This is a genomic window from Sphingomonas sp. (assembly GCF_965227385.1).
Lineage (GTDB): Bacteria > Pseudomonadota > Alphaproteobacteria > Sphingomonadales > Sphingomonadaceae > Sphingomonas.
Genome location: NZ_OZ245750.1, coordinates 3375276 through 3397501, shown reverse-complemented (window position 1 = coordinate 3397501; position 22226 = coordinate 3375276). Strand labels below are relative to the sequence as shown.

Annotated in this window: 24 protein-coding genes; 19 read left to right on the top strand and 5 right to left on the bottom strand. The window is 66.3% G+C overall.

The window, feature by feature from the left end; all coding sequences use genetic code 11:
* The first annotated feature begins 48 nt into the window (after positions 1 to 48).
* Positions 49 to 666: a superoxide dismutase gene (locus ACO05N_RS16625; protein ID WP_422058099.1), complete on the top strand. Its 618-nt coding sequence runs from the start codon at positions 49 to 51 to the stop codon at positions 664 to 666.
* Between the two features lie 190 nt (positions 667 to 856).
* On the opposite strand, the gene ACO05N_RS16620 is transcribed toward ACO05N_RS16625, so the two are convergent.
* From ACO05N_RS16620 to mtaB, 3 genes are read right to left on the bottom strand one after another with little or no spacing between them, the layout of a single operon-like run.
* Positions 857 to 1498, bottom strand: coding sequence for a septation protein A (locus ACO05N_RS16620; RefSeq protein ID WP_422058098.1), 642 nt, complete (start codon positions 1496 to 1498; stop codon positions 857 to 859).
* 55 nt (positions 1499 to 1553) lie between these two features.
* A complete protein-coding gene (gene ftsY / locus ACO05N_RS16615) occupies positions 1554 to 2486 on the bottom strand; it encodes a signal recognition particle-docking protein FtsY (RefSeq protein WP_422058097.1) in 933 nt (310 codons plus the stop codon).
* On the bottom strand, positions 2483 to 3721 hold the full coding sequence (gene mtaB / locus ACO05N_RS16610; protein ID WP_422058096.1) for a tRNA (N(6)-L-threonylcarbamoyladenosine(37)-C(2))-methylthiotransferase MtaB: 1239 nt from the start codon (positions 3719 to 3721) through the stop codon (positions 2483 to 2485). Before mtaB ends, ftsY begins: the two co-directional genes overlap by 4 nt.
* Here mtaB and ACO05N_RS16605 point away from each other — a divergent pair.
* A complete protein-coding gene (locus ACO05N_RS16605; RefSeq protein WP_422058095.1) occupies positions 3720 to 4298 on the top strand; it encodes a DUF924 family protein in 579 nt (192 codons plus the stop codon). The genes mtaB and ACO05N_RS16605 overlap by 2 nt on opposite strands.
* Positions 4299 to 4301: 3 nt before the next feature.
* Here ACO05N_RS16605 and ACO05N_RS16600 read toward each other — a convergent pair whose 3' ends face one another.
* On the bottom strand, positions 4302 to 5939 hold the full coding sequence (locus ACO05N_RS16600) for a putative bifunctional diguanylate cyclase/phosphodiesterase (protein ID WP_422058094.1): 1638 nt from the start codon (positions 5937 to 5939) through the stop codon (positions 4302 to 4304).
* Between the two features lie 243 nt (positions 5940 to 6182).
* Here ACO05N_RS16600 and ffh point away from each other — a divergent pair, with 243 nt between their 5' ends.
* From ffh to ACO05N_RS16560, 8 genes are all read left to right on the top strand, one after another.
* A complete protein-coding gene (gene ffh / locus ACO05N_RS16595) occupies positions 6183 to 7667 on the top strand; it encodes a signal recognition particle protein (RefSeq protein ID WP_422058092.1) in 1485 nt (494 codons plus the stop codon).
* Between the two features lie 39 nt (positions 7668 to 7706).
* A complete protein-coding gene (gene rpsP / locus ACO05N_RS16590) occupies positions 7707 to 8201 on the top strand; it encodes a 30S ribosomal protein S16 (protein ID WP_422058091.1) in 495 nt (164 codons plus the stop codon).
* Between the two features lie 3 nt (positions 8202 to 8204).
* The gene (gene rimM, locus ACO05N_RS16585) at positions 8205 to 8681 is read left to right on the top strand and encodes a ribosome maturation factor RimM (protein WP_422058090.1); all 477 of its coding nucleotides are present in this window, start codon (positions 8205 to 8207) and stop codon (positions 8679 to 8681) included.
* A gap of 11 nt (positions 8682 to 8692) precedes the next feature.
* Complete coding sequence (locus tag ACO05N_RS16580) at positions 8693 to 9421, top strand: metallophosphoesterase family protein (protein WP_422058089.1); 729 nt, start codon at positions 8693 to 8695, stop codon at positions 9419 to 9421.
* Between the two features lie 38 nt (positions 9422 to 9459).
* Positions 9460 to 9792: an ArsR/SmtB family transcription factor gene (locus ACO05N_RS16575; RefSeq protein WP_422058088.1), complete on the top strand. Its 333-nt coding sequence runs from the start codon at positions 9460 to 9462 to the stop codon at positions 9790 to 9792.
* Positions 9789 to 10289: an SRPBCC family protein gene (locus ACO05N_RS16570; protein ID WP_422058087.1), complete on the top strand. Its 501-nt coding sequence runs from the start codon at positions 9789 to 9791 to the stop codon at positions 10287 to 10289. The genes ACO05N_RS16575 and ACO05N_RS16570 overlap by 4 nt, the downstream gene beginning before the upstream one ends.
* Before the next feature lie 49 nt (positions 10290 to 10338).
* Entirely contained in the window at positions 10339 to 11835 is a 1497-nt protein-coding gene (locus ACO05N_RS16565; RefSeq protein ID WP_422058086.1) for a serine hydrolase domain-containing protein, read from the top strand.
* Positions 11836 to 12085: 250 nt separating this feature from the next.
* Complete coding sequence (locus tag ACO05N_RS16560) at positions 12086 to 12496, top strand: hypothetical protein (protein WP_422058085.1); 411 nt, start codon at positions 12086 to 12088, stop codon at positions 12494 to 12496.
* Between the two features lie 23 nt (positions 12497 to 12519).
* Here the strand turns inward: ACO05N_RS16560 and ACO05N_RS16555 are convergent, their stop codons facing one another.
* Positions 12520 to 13428 (bottom strand): NAD(P)/FAD-dependent oxidoreductase, encoded by a 909-nt coding sequence (locus tag ACO05N_RS16555; RefSeq protein WP_422058084.1) that lies wholly within the window; start codon positions 13426 to 13428, stop codon positions 12520 to 12522.
* 44 nt (positions 13429 to 13472) lie between these two features.
* Between ACO05N_RS16555 and trmD the strand changes: the two genes are divergently transcribed.
* From trmD to ACO05N_RS16510, 9 genes are all read left to right on the top strand, one after another.
* Complete coding sequence (gene trmD, locus ACO05N_RS16550; protein WP_422058083.1) at positions 13473 to 14198, top strand: tRNA (guanosine(37)-N1)-methyltransferase TrmD; 726 nt, start codon at positions 13473 to 13475, stop codon at positions 14196 to 14198.
* Positions 14199 to 14203: 5 nt separating this feature from the next.
* Positions 14204 to 14596, top strand: a complete 393-nt coding sequence (gene rplS, locus ACO05N_RS16545; protein WP_066660010.1) for a 50S ribosomal protein L19 — start codon at positions 14204 to 14206, stop codon at positions 14594 to 14596.
* Between the two features lie 89 nt (positions 14597 to 14685).
* Entirely contained in the window at positions 14686 to 15078 is a 393-nt protein-coding gene (locus tag ACO05N_RS16540; protein ID WP_422058082.1) for a hypothetical protein, read from the top strand.
* Between the two features lie 214 nt (positions 15079 to 15292).
* Positions 15293 to 16930 (top strand): YbaL family putative K(+) efflux transporter, encoded by a 1638-nt coding sequence (ybaL, locus tag ACO05N_RS16535; protein WP_422058081.1) that lies wholly within the window; start codon positions 15293 to 15295, stop codon positions 16928 to 16930.
* A gap of 170 nt (positions 16931 to 17100) precedes the next feature.
* Positions 17101 to 19338: a DPP IV N-terminal domain-containing protein gene (locus ACO05N_RS16530; protein WP_422058080.1), complete on the top strand. Its 2238-nt coding sequence runs from the start codon at positions 17101 to 17103 to the stop codon at positions 19336 to 19338.
* A gap of 59 nt (positions 19339 to 19397) precedes the next feature.
* Complete coding sequence (locus ACO05N_RS16525; protein WP_422058079.1) at positions 19398 to 19919, top strand: SRPBCC family protein; 522 nt, start codon at positions 19398 to 19400, stop codon at positions 19917 to 19919.
* A 242-nt stretch (positions 19920 to 20161) separates the two neighbouring features.
* Positions 20162 to 20530: a 30S ribosomal protein S13 gene (gene rpsM / locus ACO05N_RS16520; protein ID WP_066659980.1), complete on the top strand. Its 369-nt coding sequence runs from the start codon at positions 20162 to 20164 to the stop codon at positions 20528 to 20530.
* 58 nt (positions 20531 to 20588) lie between these two features.
* Positions 20589 to 20978, top strand: coding sequence for a 30S ribosomal protein S11 (gene rpsK, locus ACO05N_RS16515; protein WP_066579261.1), 390 nt, complete (start codon positions 20589 to 20591; stop codon positions 20976 to 20978).
* Positions 20979 to 21083: 105 nt separating this feature from the next.
* Positions 21084 to 22145: a DNA-directed RNA polymerase subunit alpha gene (locus ACO05N_RS16510; RefSeq protein ID WP_066659977.1), complete on the top strand. Its 1062-nt coding sequence runs from the start codon at positions 21084 to 21086 to the stop codon at positions 22143 to 22145.
* Positions 22146 to 22226 lie beyond the last annotated feature (81 nt).

Here is a 22226-nt window from a genome sequence, read left to right as displayed (position 1 = left end):
GGCGTCATGCGTTAGGCGGTCGCGAACCAAAAAACGGAGGGTAATCCCATGGCGTTCGAACTTCCCACGCTCCCCTATGCCAAGGACGCGCTCGCGCCGACGATCTCGGCCGAAACGCTCGAGTTCCACTATGGCAAGCATCACAAGGCCTATGTCGACAAGACCAACGGCTTCGTCGCGGACAAGGGGCTTGAGGGCAAGTCGCTGGTCGAGGTGATCCAGCATGCCAAGGAAACCGGCGACAAGGGCCTGTTCAACAACAGCGCACAGATCTGGAACCACAGCTTCTACTGGTTCGGCCTGACGCCGGAGCCCAAGGAGCCGACCGGCAAGCTCGCCGAGCTGATCGAAGCCAAGTTCGGCTCGAAGGAAGAGCTGGTCAAGCAGCTCATCGCCGAGTCCACCGCGCACTTCTCGAACGGTTGGGGCTGGCTCGTGCTCGACGGCGACGAGATCAAGGTGACCTCGCTCCACGACGCCGACACGCCGGTCGTCTATGACTACAAGCCGCTGCTGACGATCGACGTGTGGGAGCACGCCTACTACATCGACTACCGCAACGCGCGTCCGGGCTATCTGGAAGCGATCACCAAGATCATCGACTGGGATTTCGTCGCCGCCAACCTAGACGGCGAGGGCGTCAGCCGCGCCGACCAGGCCGGCTGATCCACGCGATCATCGATCGAGGAAGCGGGCCGGGGGCAACCTCGGCCCGTTTTGATTCAAACCTTTGTCACCCCGGCCTTGTGCCGGGGCCCACGGATCGGCGAGCGCGACGCAATAGCCTGGAGCGACGCGCGTGCCGCACGGTGGCCCCCGGCACAGGGCCGGGGTGACGATGCGGTCGGATGTGCGCTTACTGCTCCGGCGGCAGCGCCTTGTCGACGATCTCGCCATCGGTCTTGAGCCCATGGCGCAGCAGCAACGGCACGTTGCCGATTGCGAACAACAGCGTCAGCGGCACCACGCCCCACAGCTTGAACGCGACCCAGAAATCCCAGCTTTGCGTGCGCCAGACGATCTCGTTCAGCACGGCCATCACGACGAAGAACACCGCCCAGTTGATCGTGAGCAACCGCCACCCGCGCGCGGTCAGCCCGGGATAGGCGCTCTCGAGCAGCATTTGCAGCAGCGGCTTCTTGGTGATCAGGCCGTAAATCAGGACGATCGCGAACATCGCATAGACGAGCGTCGGCTTGACCTTGATGAACGTGTCGTTGTGGAACCACAGGGTCAGCCCGCCGAATACCAGCACGAGCACGCCGGAGATCCACAGCATCGGCGAGATATGCCGCGTCTTCCACAGCGACAGCCCCATGGCGAGGAAGATCGCGACCATAAACGCCGCCGTCGCCGCCAGCATCCGCGTCAGCTGCGGCCCGCCCATGAAGCTGTTCACGGCAAAGAACACCGCCAGCGGACCGAAATCGATCAGCATGCGCAGGCCGGGGGTAGGGGCGGGCTTGCCCGGGTTTTGGGACGTCGTGGATTCGGTCATGCACTCACTCTACAAATGGCGCCGGGCTTGTCGAAGAAAACTGGACGCGGGGCGGTCAGCCCTTGGTCAACGCCTCCACCCCGGCGATGATCCGCGACACTTCGCGCGGGTCGAATCCGCGCAGATCGTCGACCTTCTCGCCGACGCCGATCGCGTGGATGGGCAGGCCGTATTTCTCCGCCGCCGCGACCAGCACGCCGCCGCGCGCGGTGCCGTCGAGCTTGGTCATCACCATGCCGGTGACGCCGGCGACTTCCTGAAAAACCGCGATCTGGTTGAGCGCATTCTGGCCCGTGGTCGCGTCGAGCACCAGCAGCACGTCATGCGGCGCGTCGGGATCGAGCTTGCCCAGCACGCGGCGGATCTTCGCCAGCTCGTCCATCAGCTCGCGCTTGTTCTGCAACCGCCCGGCGGTGTCGACGATCAGCAGGTCGATCCCCTCGGCGGTCGCGCGACGCAGCGCCTCATGCGCGACCCCTGCGGCATCGCCGCCCTCGGCCCCCGCGACGATCGGCACGCCGATCCGCTCGGCCCAGGTCCGCAGCTGGCCGATGGCAGCCGCGCGAAACGTGTCGCCCGCCGCGACCATCACCTTAAGCCCCTGATCCTTCAGGATCGCGGCGAGCTTGGCGATGGTCGTGGTCTTGCCCGATCCGTTGACGCCGATCACCAGCATCACCTGCGGCCGGGCCTTGTCGGTGATCAGCGGCTTGGCGACCTTGGTCAGCACCTTCTCGATCTCGTCGGCGACGACCAGCCGGATGCCCAGCTCCTCCATCCCGCGCTCGACCTGCTCCTCCGCCAACCGCTCGCGAATCCGCGCCGCGGTGGCGGGGCCAAGGTCCGACGCGATCAGCGCCTCCTCGATCTCGTCGAGCGTCGCCTCGTCCAGCCGCCCGGTACCCAGTCCCGCCAGGTTGCCGACCAGCCGGTCCGACGTCTTCTTGAACCCGCCGAGCAACCGCTCGCGCCAGCTCGGGCCGCTCATGCGCGCGCTCCGATCAATTTGTCGTCCTGCACGTTCGTGATCATCACCTGTTGCACCGATCCAATGTCACTCTGCGGAAGCATGACTTCCGCGAAATTCTCAGCATGCCCCCGGTCGCCCGGCCGCTCGACCAGCACCCGCTGGCTCGTCCCGACCAGCCCACGCAACCACTTCGTCCGCCGCTCCGCCGCCCGCTCACGCAATGCCGCCGCGCGCGCCTTGGCGACACCCGGCGCAACCTGCGGCATCCGCGCCGCCGGCGTGCCCGCGCGCGGGCTATAGGGAAAGATGTGCGCATGCACGATGTCGCAATCGTCGATCAGCGCCAGCGTGTTCGTGGCCATCGCCTCATCCTCGGTGGGAAAGCCGGCAATGAGGTCGGCGCCGATCGCAATCTCCGGCCGCGCCCTCTTCAGTCGCGCGACCAGTTCCACCGACTGCGCCCGCGAATGCCGCCGCTTCATCCGTTTGAGGATCATGTCGTCGCCCGCCTGCAGCGACAGGTGCACATGCGGCAGCACCCGCCGCTCCTGCGTCAGCAGAGCAAACAGCCGCTCGTCGATCTCGATCCCGTCGAGCGAGGACAGCCTCAGCCGTTCGACCCGCGTATGCGCCAGCACCCGCTCGACCAGTTGGCCCAGCGTCGGCGCGCCGGGCAGATCGGGCCCGTAGCTGGTCAGGTCGACCCCGGTCAGCACGATCTCGCGATGCCCCGCATCGACCAGAGCCTGCACCCGTTCGATCACCGCGCCCGCTGGCACCGACCGGCTGTTGCCGCGCCCGAACGGGATCGCACAGAAAGTGCAGCGATGGTCGCACCCGTTCTGCACCTCGACAAAGGCGCGGACATGCGCGGAAAAGCTCGCGGCCAGGTGCGGCGCGGTCTGGCGCACCGCCATGATATCCTGCACCAGCGCCGCATCGTCGCGCGTCCATGAGGCTGGGACCAGCTTTTCGGCATTGCCGATCACGCGGTCCACCTCCGGCATTGCCCCGAACGATGCCGGATCGATCTGCGCCGCGCAGCCCGTCACCACCAGCTGCGCCGAGGGCCGCGCCCGCCGCGCGCGCCGGATCGCCTGGCGCGTCTGGCGCACCGCTTCGTTGGTTACGGCACAGCTGTTGACCACCACCACGTCGCTGGACCCCAACAGCGCGCGGATCGTTTCGCTTTCGGCAAGGTTGAGCCGACAGCCAAGGCTGATTACCTCAGGTGCGACAATGGAGGACGACATGGCAGGCGATCTAGAGACGCACGGGATCGAAGTCCATGCGTGCGCGAAGGCGGTGCTGGACTATTGGTTCGACGAACTGAAGCCCGAACAGCAATTCGCCAAGGACGACGCGGTCGATGCGGAGATTGCGCGCCGCTTCGGCCACGCCCGCGACGTCGTGCTGGCGAGCGGTGCGGCGGGCTGGCGCGACAATCCCGATGCCCTGCTCGCGGCGATTATCCTGCTCGACCAGTTCAGCCGCAACATCCATCGCGGGACGCCGCAGGCGTTCGCCGCCGACCCGCTCGCGCTGGCGCTCACGCTGGAGGCGATCGGCAAGGGCTGGGACCGCGAAATGGCGCCCGAGCGCGCGACGTTCCTCTACATGCCGCTGATGCACGCAGAAAATGTCGAGGCGCAGCGGGTGAGCCTCGAAAAATTCACCGCACTCGGTCGCGCGGAAAATCTCCGCTTCGCGATGGAGCACGCTGTGGTGATCGAACAATTCGGCCGCTTCCCGTCGCGCAACGAAGCGCTTGGCCGCGAGTCGACGGCGGAGGAGCTGGAGTATCTGAAGCGGCCGGACGCCGGCTGGTAGGACTTATCCGGCCATCCGGTCCGGGCCCTGCACCGGCAATTCGCTCTCGATTGTCGGCACTGGCGGAGATTGCACCAGCAGGCGGCGTTCGGCGAGCAGCCGGCGCGCACCGCTGACCGACAGCGGCTTGCCATAATGCCAGCCCTGCGCCTTGGCACAGCCCAATGCTTTGAGCCGCGTTGCGATCGCCTCATCCTCGACACCCTCGGCGGTGATCGGCAGGTTGAGGCTTTCGCCGAGCGACACGATCGCATTGACGATCGCCGCCGAATCCGCGCTTTCGTTCAATGAGATGACGAAGCTCTTGTCGATCTTGATCCGGTCGAACGGCAGTGCGCGCAGGTGTGCGAGCGAGGAATAGCCGGTGCCGAAATCGTCCAGCGCCAGGCGGACGCCCTGATTCTTCAGGCTGCCGACGATCGATTGGGCGAGCGAGAGATTGTCGAACAGCGAGCTTTCGGTAATCTCGATTTCCAGCCGGCTCGCCGGAAAACGCGTTTCGGTCAGTACCTTGATGATCTTCTGCGCCAGCCACGCGTCGCGCAGCTGGACTGGCGAGATGTTGACCGACAGGGTCAGCGAACTGTCCCAGTCGCGCGCGGCGTTGAATGCCTGATGCATCAACGCGAGCGACATGTCCGCGATCAGGCCGGTTTCCTCGGCGATCGGGATGAACAGTTCGGGGCTGATCAGGCCGCGCGTGGGATGTTCCCAGCGGGCGAGCACCTCGAACCCGATCAGCTTTCCAGTCTGCAGGTCGATCTGCTGTTCGAAATAGGGGACGATCTCGCCGCGCGGGATCGCGGTGCGCAGGCCGTTTTCCAGCTCGTTGCGCGTCTGCAGCTCGCGCTCCATCGAATGGTCGAACCAGGCATAGCGGTTGCGGCCCGATTTCTTGGCGACATACATCGCGATATCCGCCGATCGCATCAGCGAGTCGATCGAGTGACAGTCGAAGTCCGACCGCGCGATGCCGACCGAACAGCTGACATGCAGCCGCAGCCCCTCCGCTTCGAACGGCTGCGCCATCTGCGCGACCAGCTTCTCGGCAATCCGTTCGATCATGTCGGGATGCTGCGGATCGAACAGGAAGGCGCAGGCGAATTCGTCGCCGCCCAGCCGCGCGGTCAGCGCGATCGGCGGCATCGCGCCGGCAATCTCGCCCGCCGCCGCGCGCAACAGCGCGTCGCCAACCGCGTGGCCGTGCATGTCGTTGACCGTCTTGAAATGGTCGAGGTCGATGATCATCATCGCCATCGCCTTGCGCCGCTTCTGCCCGCGCACGAACATCGCCGCGCCTTCCTCGGCCAGGCTGCGGCGGTTGAGGAAGCCGGTCAGCGGATCGCGGCTCGCCAGCATCTGCGCACGCTCTTCGGCGGCGGCGCGGATGCGCACTTCGTTGCTCAGGCCGCGATGGCGGCGCCAGCCGAACAGGATCAGCGCGACATTGAGCAGCAATGCGATCACCAGCGTGCGATCGGCCGGGGCCGCGCCCTCCAGATAGTGGCGCAGCGTCTTGGACAGCACCGAGCTGCCGGTGCCGACGAACATCAGGATCGCGGCAACGCTGATCGCGCCCGTGATCAGGTCCGATCCGGCGCCACTGCGCTCGTTCTGGTCGTCGTCGATGCCCAGCGACATGCCGGAATTGCTCCCCTTCATACGAACCGGGGATATCTCATGCGGACCGTGTAGAAGGGGTTAAGGCAAAGACGGGAAGAGGGTTAACGCAGGGAGAGTTGCACTTATCTTGGTTTGCGGCTAAGCGCGCCTCCGACCGTTCTCACGAACGCGACGACATATGCCCCCGGGCAACGCTGGCCGACGAGGTTTCGTCCGCCGGCGTTTTATGCGTTTCGGACCTGAGAGCAATGGGAGAAGCGAGTGTTTGACAGTCTGAGCGAACGGCTTGGCGGCGTATTTGACCGTCTCAAGGGCCGTGGCGCGCTGACCGAAGCGGACGTGCGGACGGCGATGCGCGAAGTGCGTATCGCGCTGCTCGAGGCTGACGTCGCGCTGCCGGTCGCGCGCCAGTTCGTCGACAAGGTGACCGAGGAAGCGGTCGGCCAGCAGGTGCTGCGTTCGGTCACGCCGGGGCAGCAGGTCGTCAAGATCGTCAACGACGCGCTCGTCGCGATGCTCGGCCCCGATACGGCCGAGCTGCAGATCGACGTCACCCCGCCCGCGGTCATCATGATGGTCGGCCTGCAGGGCTCGGGCAAGACCACCACGACCGCCAAGCTCGCCCGCCTGCTCAAGAAGCAGGGCAAGAAGGTGATGATGGCGTCGCTCGACGTCAATCGCCCGGCCGCGCAGGAACAGCTGGCGGTGCTCGGGACCCAGATCGAGGTCGCTACCCTCCCGATCGTGGCCGGCCAGCAGCCGGTTGATATCGGCCGCCGCGCGATTCAGGCCGCGAAGCTCCAGGGCTTCGACGTGCTGATGCTCGACACCGCAGGCCGTCTGCACGTCGACCAGCAGCTGATGGACGAGATGAAGGCGGTTGCCGACATCTCGCGCCCCCAAGAAATCCTGCTCGTCGTCGACTCGCTGACCGGCCAGGACGCGGTCAATGTGGCGCAGAACTTCAGCGATCAGGTGCCGCTGACCGGCGTCGTGCTGACCCGCATGGACGGCGATGCGCGCGGCGGTGCGGCGCTGTCGATGCGCGCGGTCACCGGCAAGCCGATCAAGTTCGCGGGCATCGGCGAAAAGCTCGACCAGATCGAGCCGTTCCACCCCTCGCGCGTCGCGGGCCGCATCCTCGGCATGGGCGACGTCGTGTCGCTGGTCGAAAAGGCCGCACAGGCGATCGAGCAGGAAGACGCCGAGAAGATGGCGGCGCGGCTTGCCAAGGGTCAGTTCGACATGAACGACCTGCGCGGCCAGCTTGCGCAGATGCGCCGGATGGGTGGCCTTGGCGCGCTGGCCGGCATGATCCCGGGCATGAAGAAGGCGCAGGGCGCGGTCGAACAGGCCGGCGGTGACAAGATCCTGCTGCGGATGGACGCGATCATCACGTCGATGACGATCAAGGAACGCGCCAAGCCCGAGCTGATCAACGCGAAGCGCAAGATCCGGATTGCCAAGGGTAGCGGCACGACCGTTCAGGACGTGAACAAGCTGCTCAAGATGCACCAGGAAATGTCAACCGCGATGAAGCGGCTCAAGAAGATGGGCGGCCTCAAGGGGATGCTGGGCATGCTCGGCAAGGGCGGCATGGGCGGCCTCGGCAATGCGCTGGGCGGTCCGGGCATGGGCGACATGATGGGCAAGCTCGGCGGTCCCGGCGGCGGGCTTCCGGGCCTTCCCGGCGGAGACGGCAACATCCCGCCAGAACTCGCCAAGTTTTTGAACAAGAAGAAGTAATTCGTTTCAACCGTTTGAATTTACAGAAGGAAGTACACAATGGCTCTCAGCATGCGTCTGTCGCGTGGCGGTTCGAAGAAGCGCCCTTATTACCGCATCGTCGTTGCCGATGCGCGCTCGCCCCGCGACGGCAAGTTCATCGAGAAGATCGGCACCTACAATCCGCTGCTCGCCAAGGATGACGAGAAGCGCATCGTGCTCGACACCGACCGCGCGAAGCACTGGCTGAGCGTCGGCGCGCAGCCGACCGACCGCGTCGCCCGCTTCCTCGACGTCACCGGCGTCAAGGAGCGCGCTGCCAAGAACAACCCGAACAAGGGCAAGCCGGGCGAAAAGGCCGTCGAGCGCGCCGAAGAGAAGGCTGAGAAGCTGAAGGCCGCCGAGGAAGCCGCCGCAGAAGCGAAGGCCGCTGCCGAAGCCGCTGCCGCCGCCCCGGCCGAAGAGCCCGCCGCTGAAGAAGCTCCGGCAGCTGAAGAAGCGACCACCGAGGAAGCTCCGGCTGCCGAAGCTGGCGAAGAAAAGGCCGAGGGCTGATCCTTGGCTAACGACGCCCCCGTCACGCTCGCCGTCATTATCGGCGCGCACGGCGTGACGGGGGAGGTCCGCCTCAAGGTCTTTGCCGAAGACCTGTCGGTGCACCGCCGCTTCAACGGCGGCGCGCTGACGCTCAAATCGGTGCGCCCCGGCAATAATGGCGCGATCGCGCGCTTTGCCGAAGTGACCGACCGCAACGCCGCCGAAGCGTTGCGCGGCACCGAACTCACCGTCGCGCGCGCCGAACTCCCGCCGCTGGGTGAGGGCGAATATTACCACGCCGACCTGCTCGGCCTGTCCGCCGTTGCGGAAAACGGCGACCCGATTGGCACGATCGTGACGGTGGAGAATTTCGGCGCTGGCGACGTGCTTGAAATCGAAAAGCCCGACGGCAAGCGCTTCATGATCCCGATGCGCGCGCAGGCCGTACCCGCCTGGGACGCGACCACGCTCACCATCGCCGACGGCTGGGCGGAATGAGCGCGGACGGCATGATCGCCGTCCTGTCCGACATCCACGGCAATCTGCCCGCGCTCGAAGCGGTGATCGCCGACGCGCACGCGGCGGGCGCAACGCGCTTCGTCAACCTGGGCGACAGCCTGTCCGGCCCGCTGTGGCCGGCGGAGACCGCCGCGCTGCTGATGCAGCTCGACTGGCCGACCATCGCCGGCAATCACGAGCGTCAGCTGCTCACCGACGCGCCCGAGCGGATGAATGCCTCCGATCGCTTCGCCCGCGCCACCCTCGATGACGCACAGCTGTGCTGGCTCGCTGCCCAGCCGGCGACGCTGAGCATCGACGGCATCCGCCTGGTCCACGGCACACGCCGCAGCGATGTCGAGCAGCTGCTGGAGACGGTCGAGCCAACGGGCCTGCGCGCCGCCACCGATACCGAGATCGCCACGCGGCTGGGCGAGGAGGTCGCGTTGCTCACCCTGTGCGGCCACTCGCATCTCCCCGCCGTCCGCACGCTCGGCGATGGCCGCACCGTCGCCAATCCCGGCAGCGTCGGGTTGCAGGCCTATCGCGAAGACCTGCCCTATCCCCACGCCGCGCAGACCGGCGACCCCCGCGCCCGCTACGCGTTGGTCCGTGACCATCAGGTACAACTGCGCGCCGTCGCCTATGATCATGCGCGCGCGGCGGAAAAGGCTGAGCGGGAAGGGCGCCCCGACTGGACCACCGCGCTGCGCACGGGAATGGCGCCGACCGACGCATAGTGCTTTACATATCCGTATAGTTATATATCCATATGGCTATGGATGAGTCGCTCGATCTTGCCTTCGCTGCCCTGGCTGACCCCACCCGCCGCGCAATCCTCGCACGGCTGGCAAAGGGGGAGGCCACGGTATCCGAACTCGCCGCGCCCTTTGCGGTGAGCCAGCCCGCCATTTCCAAGCACCTCAAGGTGCTGGAGCGCGCCGGCTTCGTCGAAACCGCCACCGCCGGACAGTCGCGCCCGCGCCGCCTCAACCGCGCCGCGCTCGCGCTCCCCGCCGACTGGCTCGACCGGCTCGGTGCCGACTGGGATGCGAAGTTCGACCGCCTCGACGCCTATCTCGCCACGCTCAACACAGGAGAGCCCGCATGACCGACGCCGCCGTGACCCCCGAATTCACCATCCAGCGCACCTTCGCCGCCCCGATCGACCGCGTGTTCGACGCCTGGGCCGATCCAGTGCAAATGGCGCGCTGGTCGGGGCCGGAGGGGACGCAGGTGACCGTGCTCAGCGGCACGATCGCCAGCGGAGCGCAACTCCACGCCCGCTCCGACGCGGCGGATGGCAGCGTCCTGCACACGCTGTGCGACTATCGCACGGTCGATCGCCCCGACCACCTCGTCTATGACCAGAGCTTCGCTGATGCCGATGGCAATATCGTGCCATGCCCGTTCTTCGACGCCTGGCCCGCCACGCTGCGCACCGATATCCGGTTCGAGGCGGTCGCGGACGGCACGCGCATCACCCTGCGCTGGATTGCGATCAATCCGACGGCGGAGCAGGCGGCAAGCTTCGTCGCCGCGATGGAATCGATGACCGGCGGCTGGAGCGGTAGCTTCGACAAGCTCGACAGCTACCTCGCGGCATAACGCGCGCGGGGGTTTGCGTGCGGGGCGGAATTCTGATTGGTTGCGCGCCATGAAGCTCCGCCTCGCCGCCGCCCTCGCGTTCGCCCCGCTGCCCGCGCTCGCCCAGACGCCGCCGGGCCATATCCCGCCCGCTCAGGTGACCGAGATCGGCGACCATTTCGCCAAGTATCGCGCGCAGAACCCGACCCCCGGCATGGTCTATATGGTCATCAAGGACGGCAAGCCTGCGGTCTCCTCTATGGTCGGGACGCAGACCTCCGGCGGCGCGCCGGTCACGCTCGACACCCGCTTCCGCATCGCGTCGATGAGCAAGGCGTTCACCGCGCTCGCGATCCTGCACCTGCGCGACGCGGGCAAGCTGCGTCTCGACGACCTTGCCGAACAGCACATCCCCGAAATGCGCGGCTGGAAATACCCGACCACCGACAGCCCGCGCATCCGCATCCGCGACCTGCTGGCGCATGTCGGCGGCATGGTCACCGACGATCCCTGGGGCGACCGGCAACAGGTGCTGAGCGAGGCGGAGTTCAGCGCGATGATCGCGCAGGGCGTGCCGTGGAGCCGCACCGGCGGCATGGCACACGAATATTCCAACTATGGCTATGCGCTGCTCGGCCGCATCATCACCAACATCTCGGGCGAGCCCTACCAGGCCTATATCGGGCGTACGATCCTAGAGCCGCTCGGCATGACCGCGACCACCTACGACATCGCACTGGTGCCGCGCGACAAGTTCGCGCTCGGCTATCGCTGGGAGGATGAGAAGTGGGTGGCCGAGCCGGAAATGCGCGACGGTGCGTTCGGGGCGATGGGCGGCATGATCACCACCGCCAATGACTATGCCAAGTGGGTCGGCTTCCTGCTCTCCGCATGGCCCCCGCGTGATGTCGCCGAAACCGGCCCGGTCAAGCGGGCCACGGTGCGCGAGATGGTCCAGGGCCTCAACTTCGTCCGCGTCGGCCCGCGTCGCGGCGCGCCGGAGGGGGATACGTGCAAGCACGGCACCGCCTATGGCATGGGCCTGCGCATCACCAGCGACTGCGACCTCGGCACCGCGCTCGAACATGGCGGCGGTTACCCCGGCTATGGCAGCTATGTCGTACTGGTGCCGGAGCGCGGGATCGCCGCTTTCGCCTTCACCAACAAGACCTATACCGCCCCCGCCGTGCCGGTGTGGCAGTCGTTGTGGTCGCTGGCGCGGTCAGGGGCGGCCGATCCGCGCGCGACCCCGCTCAACCCGCTACTCATGCAAATGCACGACGCCGTCCGCGCCGCCTATGCGGCGGGCGACCTCAAGCCGCTCGACGGCAAGCTCGCGATGAACTTCGTGATGGACCGCGACGCCGCGCACTGGCGGACGGAATTCGCGCGGATCAAGGGGCTGGTCGGCGACTGCCCCACCGCCGAACCGCTCGCCCCGACCGGCAACCTGTCGACCAGTTTTCGTTGGAATTGCGCCAAGGGGAAGGTCGACGGCCAGATCCTGCTGGCCCCGACCAACCCACCAGCGATCCAGGCGCTGCGGTTCTATCCGCGGCCGGATTGACGGACGGGTTACAGAAGCGGATTGGCAGACGATCCCGTCGCGGACATTCGTCCTCGCCGATTTCACTGATTCCTCACGGTTCGCTCATGCCGCTCATCACCTCGGAATTAGGTTTGCCCTTCCGATAGAAGGGGCATGAGATGACCAAACGGTCCATGGAAGTCACGTTTTTCGGCCTTGGGGCCGTATTGCTTTGGCCGCTGGTCCTCTTTTTTGGGGGATTCTGTTTCTGTCCGTGGGTGGCGAAGGCATGGTTACCCATACCATTGAGCATAGCCGCCAACTGGAGGCTGAATTCAAACAAGCTGCTCGGGTCGTTGACAGATTTCGTGCGCAGCGCGGGCGCTTACCGGATCAGGACGAAACTGCTCAGCACTTGTCGATCGATGGGCCATATATCATCGAACCAGGGGATCGGCATTTTGAAGAGGCCACATCCGAATTGGGCCAGCCCCCGGAAGGCGGCTATGTTCTGGGCCTCTGGCGAGGGGAGTGGATGGAGTACTACGCCTCGTGGTCGGGCGCGACGACGATGCCATTCGGTGAGAGTGCCTACTACCTGACAGGCAGTCGTGCTGGAGATTGCCTGCTCGGTGCATTCGGGATGACTATTTGTCTGGCGGGTGCCTTGCGAATTTGCAGGGGCAGGAGACGTCGCTGAGGTCGAGCCAACTGCGCAGGCTGCTACCGCCAGATCCGCCGCTGCTCGCTCAGCATGTTCCGGATCGTCGTCGACGCCACGCCCGCCTGACCCATCGCGTTGCTGATCTGGTCCAGCCCCTTCACCACGTCACCCGCCGCGAACAGGCCGGGGATGCTGGTGCGCTGGTGGTCGTCGACCTCAAGGCAGCCCTCCGCCGTCGCCGCCGCGCCCGCCGCTACCGCCAGGTCGGATCGGATGCGCGACCCCAGCGCCGGGTAGAGGCTGTCGAACGCCATCCGCCCATGCGCGGTATCCAGCGCAATCCGGTCGCCTTCGATCGCATAGCCCCCGCATGGCCCGTCGACTCGCGCGATCCCCGCTTCCTCCAGCTTGGCGACACACGCCGCATCCAGCCGATGCTCCACATCCGGCGCGATCAGCGTCACGTCGCGGGTAAAGCCGCGCAGGAACAGCGCCTCGCGCATCCCATGGTCTCCAGTCCCGATCACGCCGACGCGCTTGTCGGTCACCTCATACCCATCGCAAACGGGGCAGTAACGCAGCAGTCCGCGCGCCAGTGCTGGATCATGCACCGCATCCTCCAGCCCCTCGGGCCGATGGTTGACCACGCCTGTCGCTAGCAGCACCGAGCGTGTCGCCACCCGCCGCTCGCCCGCATGGACGATAAAGCCGTCCGCGACCGGCTCGACCCGCGTCACCTTCGCCGCCTCACGCACCGCGCCATACAGCTCGGCCTGCGCCAGCATCCGCCGCAGCAGCTCGACGCCTTCGATCCCCTCAGGATAGCCGGCATGATTGTGCGTGCGCGGGATCAGCGCCGCCCGGCTCGACCCGCAATCGAACAGCCGGATCGACAGGTGATAGCGCGCCAGATAGATCGCCGCCGTCAATCCGGCCGGCCCCGCGCCGACTATGATGCAATCTTCCATGCCCGCTCCCTTGCCAATCGTGGCGTCAGCGGCGAACAGGCACCATGACCTTCGCCGCGACCGTCTTAACGCTTTACCCGGACATGTTTCCCGGGCCGCTAGGCCATTCGATCGCCGGGCGCGCGCTGAGCGAGGGGAAATGGAGCCTCGACACCGTCCAGATCCGCGACTTCGCGACCGACAGGCACCGCACGGTGGACGATACGCCAGCCGGGGGCGGTGCGGGGATGGTGCTCAAGCCTGATATCCTCGCTGCCGCATGTGACAGCGTCGGTTACGACCGCCCGATGCTGGCGATGACCCCGCGCGGCGCGCCGCTGACGCAGGACCGGGTGCGCGCGCTCGCCGCCGGTTCCGGCGTGTCGATCCTGTGCGGCCGGTTTGAGGGGTTTGACGAGCGGCTGTTCGACGCCCGCCCCATCGAACAGGTGTCGATCGGCGACTATGTGCTGTCGGGCGGCGAGATGGGCGCGCTGGTGCTGCTCGACGCTTGCATTCGGCTGCTTCCCGGCGTAATGGGCGCGCCTTCCAGCGGAGTCGAGGAAAGCTTCGAAAGCGGCCTCCTTGAATATCCGCAGTACACCCGACCCGTCGAATGGGAAGGGCGCACGATCCCCGAAGTGCTGCGATCGGGGGATCATGCGCGGATCAACGCCTGGCGCAAGCAACAGGCGGAGACCGATACACGGCTAAGGAGGCCGGATCTTTGGGAGCGCCATGAGGGCGCTCGGGTCCAGTCTCCCTCTGGTGCGCGGCGCGAAAAGGAATGAGAGCCATGAACCTGCTCCAGCAGATCGAGGCCGAGAACGTCGCGAAGTTCTCCGCCGACAAGAAGATCCCCGAATTCCGCCCCGGCGACACCGTCCGCGTTGGCGTGAAGGTCGTCGAAGGCGAGCGCACCCGCGTTCAGGCCTATGAAGGCGTCTGCATCGCCCGCGCCAACAAGGGCATGGGCAGCAACTTCACCGTCCGCAAGATTTCGTTCGGTGAAGGCGTCGAGCGCGTCTTCCCGCTCTATTCGCCGAACATCGACAGCATCGAAGTCGTCCGTCGCGGCGTCGTGCGTCGTGCGAAGCTCTATTATCTGCGCGGTCGTACCGGCAAGTCGGCACGTATCGCCGAGCGCCGCGACCCGCGTCCGGCCAAGACCACCGAAGCCGCCGAATAATCGGCCCTCGGCAGCAACAAGCGTGGGGCGCGGAGCGAAAGCTTCCGCGCCCCGTTTGATTCCGGGCCGGGCGACACTAAGTTGATCGGGTGACCGCCCGCTCCGCCGCCTTCGCCGCTCTAGACGCTCGATTCCTCCGGGCTGCGGCGCTGTGGATTGCGCTGATTGTCGCACTGGCCTCGTCGCTGCTCAGTAGCGGCCTGCCGCGCACCATGGCGTTCGGCTCGGCCTTCAACCCTGCAACCACGGTCGATGCGCTTCGCCCGCTGCGCGCGTCGCCGCGGATCGTCGCACCCGATGTTCGCCCGGATCCTGATCCGGTCGTCGGAGTCGGCAGTGCCACGCTTTCCAGCCCAGAAACGGCGCTGATCTCCCCCGCCGTCGATGCGATTGACGCACGACCGTCCGGCGTCGTCGCTGTCCCCATCAGCCCGTCCCACCCGCCGCGCGTCGGCAGCCCGCGCGCGCCGCCCGTCGTCTGACATTCCCCGTTCGCGCTTCGGCGCGGTTTCAGGAGCGATGTCATGAACAATGCGCACGACAAACGGCAGCCCTGGTGGTTTGCGCCGATCGTCTGGAGTGGAGTGGCGGCCAGCACGGCGGCCGCGGCGCTCGTGATCGGCGGCACCAGCGGCTGAACGCACTGCCCGGGCCGTACGTTACGGTCCGGGCCACAACCGGGACAGCTGCCAGCCTATGCACCACACACCGCTTATCGCCACGATCGTGGCCGGGCTCGTCATCGCCTTCATCATGGGGGCGATTGCCCACAGACTGAAGGTTTCGCCCATCGCGGGCTATCTCCTCGCCGGGATCATGGTCGGGCCGTTCACGCCCGGCTTCGTCGCCGACGGAGACCTTGCCGCCGAACTGGCCGAGATCGGCGTCATCCTGCTGATGTTCGGCGTCGGCCTGCATTTCTCGCTCCGCGACCTGCTCGCGGTGCGCAAGATCGCGGTGCCCGGGGCGATCGGTCAGATCGCCGCCGCGGTGGTCATGGGCATGGGCCTGTCCTGGACGCTGGGCTGGGACCCGCTCGCCGGGTTCGTCTTCGGCCTTGCCTTGTCGGTCGCGAGTACGGTGGTGCTGCTGCGCGGTCTGCAGGGGTTCGGCATTGTCGATACCGAACGCGGTCGGATCGCGGTCGGGTGGCTGATCGTCGAGGATCTGGTGATGGTCCTCGCGCTGGTGCTGCTGCCGGTGCTGGCCCAGATCATGAAAAGCGAAGGCCCGATGACGTGGAGCGCGCTGCTGGTGCCGCTGGCGCAGATCGGGTTCAAGGTCACCGGCTTCCTGGTCGTCATGCTGCTGGTCGCGCGCCGCGTGATCCCGATGGCGCTGCATTGGGTGGTCCACACCGGTTCCCGCGAACTGTTCCGCCTCGCCGTCCTTGCCATCGCACTCGGCGTCGCATTCGGCGCGGCGGTTGTGTTCGACGTGTCCTTCGCGCTCGGCGCCTTCTTCGCCGGCATGATCCTGGGCGAAACGCCGCTCAGCCGTCAGGCGACCGAAGAGACGCTGCCGCTGCGCGATGCGTTCGCGGTGCTGTTCTTCGTGTCGGTCGGCATGTTGTTCAACCCGGCGGTGATCGTGGAGCAGCCACTGCCGTTGATCGCGACCGTGCTGATCATCGTGGTCGGCAAGTCGCTGGTCGCCTACGCCATCGTCCGCGCGCTGGGCCGCACGCATCGCATCGCGGTGACGGCCGCTGCCAGCCTTGCCCAGATCGGCGAATTTTCGTTCATCCTGGTCGGGCTCGGCGTATCGCTGCAGATCCTGCCGCCGGAAGGGCGCGATCTGGTGCTGGCGGGCGCGCTGCTGTCGATCCTTGCCAACCCGTTCATCTTCAACGCCTTCGTCCCGCGTCGGCAGGAGCAGACCGACCCGATCGAGCCGCCGCTGGATACCGGCGACCGCACCGGCCACATCGTGCTGGTCGGCTATGGCCGGGTCGGCAAGCTGATCGCGCGCGACCTGCTGGCAAAGAAGCGCCCGTTCATCCTGATCGAGGATCAGGCGGACGTCGCCAAGGTCGCCAAGGACGCGGGCCTCGACGTGGTGCGCGGCAACGGCGTCGATCCCGAAGCGCTGAAGGCCGCCGGGGTCGACCGCGCGGCAAAACTGCTGATCGCGATCCCCGAGGGGTTCGAGGGCGGCGCGGTCGTTCAGGCGGCGCGCGAACTCAACCCCGGCATCGCCGTCGTCGCGCGCGCGCATTCGGACGCCGAAGTCGAGCATCTCGAAGCGCGCGGGGCGGGCGATGTGGTGCTGGGCGAACGCGAAATCGCCAACCGCATGCTCAGCTTGTGTGTGCTGCGTGCGGCGCGGAGTTGAACCCGCCCGCTCTCTCCTAAGAACCCCTCCCGCCTGCGGGGGGGGGGAAGGGGAGGGTCTTCTTCTGTTTATTCATTCGCCCAGCCTCCGGGCTAAGAGGGCGGACTTTACCTCGCCCGCGTGAAGCCCGATAGGCGTGGGCATCGTGAAAACCATGAACGGATTGCAGGATGTGGAAAGCGGCGTTGGGCGCGATGGCGTTGTTGTCGGCGGGGGTGGCGATGCCGGTTGAGGCACAGCAGGTGGCAGGCGGCGACCTGACGCTGGAGCGCGTGTTCGCCAGCCCCGACCTCGCCGGCACCACCCCGCGCGCGCTCAAGCTTTCGCCCGATGGCACGCTGGTGACGGTGCTGCGCAACCGCGCCGACGACAATCAACGCTTCGACCTGTGGGCGATGGACACCGCCACCGGGCAATGGCGCATGCTGGTCGACAGCGCGAAGATCGGCACCGGCGCCGAACTGTCCGAGGCCGAGAAAATGCAGCGCGAACGTGCGCGCATCGGCGGCAGCAAGGGCATCGTCGCCTATGACTGGGCGCCCGACGGTAAGTCGATCCTCGTGCCCCTCGACGGCGACCTCTACCTCGCCACGCTCGACGGCCAGGTCCGCCGCCTGACCGCCACCGAAGGCGGCGAGTTGAACCCGGTGATCAGCCCGCGCGGCGGCTTTGCCAGCTTCGTCCGCGACCAGAATCTCGTCGTGCTCGACCTGACCAGCGGCAAGGAGGTCAAGGCGACCACCGAAGGCAAGGGGACCGTCTACTTCGGCGAGGCCGAGTTCGTTGCGCAGGAGGAAATGGGCCGCCGCACCGGTTACTGGTGGTCGCCCGACGACACGCGCATCGCCGTCCAGCGCTTCGACGAGAGCCCGGTCGGCATCGTCAGCCGCGCCGCGATCGGGGCGGAGGGCACCAAGATCTACGATCAGCGCTACCCCAAGGCGGGCACCGCGAACGTGCTGGTCGACCTCTACGTGATGAACCCCGACGGGTCGGGCCGGGTCAAGGTCGACCTCGGCACCGAAACCGACATCTACCTCGCCCGCGTCGACTGGACGCCCGATGGCAAGACCCTGCTCGTCCAGCGCCAGAACCGCACGCAGACCGTGCTCGACATGCTCGCGGTCGATCCCGCCACCGGCGCGTCGCGCGTGCTGTTCAGCGAGAAGTCGGGCGAACGCAGCTGGATCAACCTGTCCGACGCCTATCACCCGATGAAGGACGGCAGCCTGATCTGGTGGTCGGAACGCGACGGCCATGGCCACCTCTACCGCTTCAAATCGGGCAAATGGATGCAGCTGACCAAGGGAGACTGGGAAGTCGCCGATATCGTCGGCGTAGATGAGGCGAGCGGCCGCATCACCTTCACCGGCAACAAGGACGGCGTGCTCGAACGCCATCTCTACACGGTGAATTTGAATAAGCCCGGCACCGTGACCCGCATCACCGAACCGGGCTGGTGGCACGGTGCCAGCGCCAACGGCACGGCGAGCAAGATCATCCTCACCCGTTCGAAGAGCGATCAGCCGGCACAGGTGATGCTGACCGACGCCGCGGGCAAGCGGCTCGCCTGGGTCAACGAGAACACGGTCGCCGGGGACCACCCCTATGCGCCCTATCTCGCCAGCCATCAGCAGAAGCAGTTCGGCACCATCAAGGCAGCCGACGGCACCGTCCTGCACTGGGAAATGATCACGCCGAAGCTGGAGCCGGGCAAGAAATACCCCGTCTTCTTCCATCACTATGGCGGCCCGCATTCGCAGCAGGTGAGCCGCGCATGGGGCGGTGCGCTCCAGCAATATCTCGTCGATCGCGGCTATATCTGGTTCGTGCTCGACAATCGCGGCGCGGCTAATCGCGGCAAAGCGTTCGAGGATCATCTGTACCAGGCGATGGGCGGGGTCGAGGTCGAGGATCAGCTCGCCGGGGCCGCCTATCTCAAGACGCTCGATTTCGTCGATGCCAACCGCATCGCCACCTATGGCTGGTCGTACGGCGGCTATATGACGCTCAAGATGCTCCAGGCCGCCCCCGGCACGTTTGCAGCGGGCATTTCCGGCGCGCCGGTCAGCAAGTGGGAGCTGTACGACACCCATTATACCGAGCGCTACATGGGCGACCCGCGCCAGGTGCAGGCCGCCTATGACAAGGCGAATACCGTCGCCGATGCGACCAAGATCACCGATCCGCTGTTGCTCATCCACGGCATGGCCGACGACAATGTCGTGCTGGAGCATTCGACCGTGATGATGGCCAGGATGCAGGGCGCGGCGGTGCCGTTCGAAACGATGCTGTATCCGGGCCAGACGCACCGCGTCGCCGGTCCGGGCATCAGCGTGCATCTGTGGACCACGATCCTCGACTTCCTCGACCGCCGCATGGGCAAGGACGCGCCGCCCCCGAAATGAATTGACCATCCGGTGGCTGCGGCGCACCCTCCCGGTCGGGCATGGCGGGGAGGGGGCGCATGAAGACACGCGTTGCAGCAGCACTCATGACGACGTTGGCCGCCGCACCGGCGGCGGCGGAACTGACCCGGTCGGACGGCGGTGGCTTCGTCTCCACGCACCGCCTTGTCATCGCCGCGCCGCCCGAAAAGGTGTGGGACACCATCGCGCGGCCCTCGCTGTGGTGGAGCAAGGACCACACCTACTCGGGCAATGCTGCCAACATCAGCTGGGACACCCGTCCCGGCGGCTGCTGGTGCGAGACGCTGGACGGCGGCGCGGTCGAGCATGGCCGTACCGTCTATGCCGTGCGGGGCAAGGCGCTGCGGCTGTCCGGTGCGTTCGGTCCACTGCAAAGCGGTGCCGTCACCGCGACGATGACCTTCGCACTCAAGCCGGATGGGCAGGGGACCACGCTGACCGTCACCTATGTCGTCGGCGGCTTCCATCCCGCAGGCCTCGCCACGCTCGCCGCCCCGGTCGACGGGGTCATCGCCGCGCAGATGCCGGGGCTCAAGGCTGCGGCGGAGCGTGCCGAATAGGGTCACGGCCTCCATCGTGAGCGCTTGGCCGCTGTCCCGCTTTGGTGTATGGCATCCGAACCGATTTTTGCACCGACCCGGCGCTTGACAGTGCGGGCCGCGGTCAATATGTCGCCCATCTTCCGAAACACCGGCTAACGGCAGCGTGCGTGCACGTCTGCCGCGCGCATGCGTTTCGGGTCAACGCGACGAGATGGGGTTTGCTGCCATGCACGCCCCGTGGAGCTGGGAGAATTTAGTTCATGGCACGTATTGCGGGCGTTAACTTGCCCACCAACAAGCGCGTTCTGATCGCGCTTCAGTATATCCACGGCATCGGCCCGGCAAAGGCCAAGGAAATCACCGAAAAGCTCGGCATCACCGTTGAGCGTCGCGTGCAGGACCTGACCGATTCGGAAGTGCTGCAGATCCGCGAAACCATCGACGCCGACCACACGGTCGAGGGTGATCTTCGTCGCCAGACCGCGATGAACATCAAGCGCCTGATGGATCTGGCCTGCTATCGCGGCCTGCGTCATCGCAAGGGCCTGCCGGTTCGCGGCCAGCGCACGCACACCAACGCCCGTACCCGCAAGGGCAAGGCGAAGCCGATCGCTGGCAAGAAGAAGTAAGCCGCTGGGCCGTTTCACGGCGGCCCGCCTGCTTCGATTTTCGAAGGATTACTGAATAATGGCACAAGCACCGCAGCGTCTTCGCCGTCGCGAACGCAAGAACATCACCGCCGGCGTCGCCCATGTGAACGCCAGCTTCAACAACACCATGATCACGATCACGGACGCCCAGGGCAACGCGATCAGCTGGTCGTCGGCCGGCATGATGGGCTTCAAGGGCTCGCGCAAGTCGACGCCTTATGCAGCCCAGGTCGCAGCCGAGGACGCAGGCCGCAAGGCTGCCGAGCACGGCGTCCGCACGCTCGAGGTCGAGGTGAAGGGTCCGGGTTCGGGCCGCGAATCGGCGCTCCGTGCGCTGCAGGCGGTTGGTTTCCAGATCACGTCGATCCGCGATGTGACCTCGATCCCGCACAATGGCGTGCGCCCGTCGAAGCGTCGCCGCGTCTGATTTGACTTTCCGCCTCCGTCGCGGCCTCGGGATGCCGGGTCCGGGCTGGAGGCGGCTCCAATCCTGGCGGGACCTCCCCTGTCCCGCCCAACCCAGGGGAAGCCTGTGTCTGTCAACGCAAAGAACTGGCAGGAACTGAAGAAGCCGAACGGCCTTGAGAAAAAGGGCGGTGACGGCAAGCGGAAGGCGACCTTTGTCGCTGAGCCGCTGGAGCGTGGCTTCGGTCTTACGCTCGGCAACGCGCTGCGCCGCGTGCTGCTCTCGTCGCTCCAGGGCGCGGCGGTGACCTCGATCAAGATCGAAAACGTGCTGCACGAATTCAGCTCGCTCGCCGGCGTGCGTGAGGACGTGACCGATCTCGTCCTCAACGTGAAGCAGATCGCGCTGCGCATGCAGGGCGAAGGTGCGAAGCGCCTCCAGCTGAGCGCAACCGGCCCGGCCGAGGTGAAGGCTGGCGACATCGCTGTCTCGGGCGACATCGAAGTGATGAACCCGGAACTGGTGCTGTGCCATCTCGACGATGGTGCGACGCTGAACATGGAACTCATCGCCGATACCGGCAAGGGCTATGTCCCGGCCAGTGCGAACCGTCCGGCGGATGCGCCGATCGGTCTGATCCCGGTCGATGCGCTCTACTCGCCCGTCCGCCAGGTCAGCTACAAGGTCGAGAACACCCGCGTGGGTCAGGAACTCGACTATGACAAGCTGAGCCTGTCGATCGAGACCGACGGCACCGTCACTCCGGAAGACGCGCTCGCTTATGCCGCGCGCATCCTTCAGGACCAGCTGGCGCTGTTCGTCCACTTCGACGATTCGGCGATCACGCGCAGCGCGCCGGTCGGCGTCGCCGCCCAGTCGACTGCGTCGGAAGGCAGCAGCGATACCGCGACGATCAACCGCTACCTGCTCAAGAAGGTGGACGAGCTCGAGCTGTCGGTCCGTTCGGCCAACTGCCTCAAGAACGACAACATCATCTATATCGGCGATCTGGTCCAGAAGACCGAAGCCGAGATGCTGCGCACCCCGAATTTCGGCCGCAAGTCGCTGAACGAAATCAAGGAAGTGCTGTCGTCGATGGGTCTGCGCCTCGGCATGGAAATCCCGGGCTGGCCGCCTGAGAATATCGAAGAGATGGCCAAGAAGCTCGAGCAGGAAATCATGGGCTGAGCTGCACCGGGTTAGCGCAAGCTAACCCGGATACAGCGCCAGTCCGGCCAGCGGGGCCGCAGGCTCCGTCTGACGCCGCGG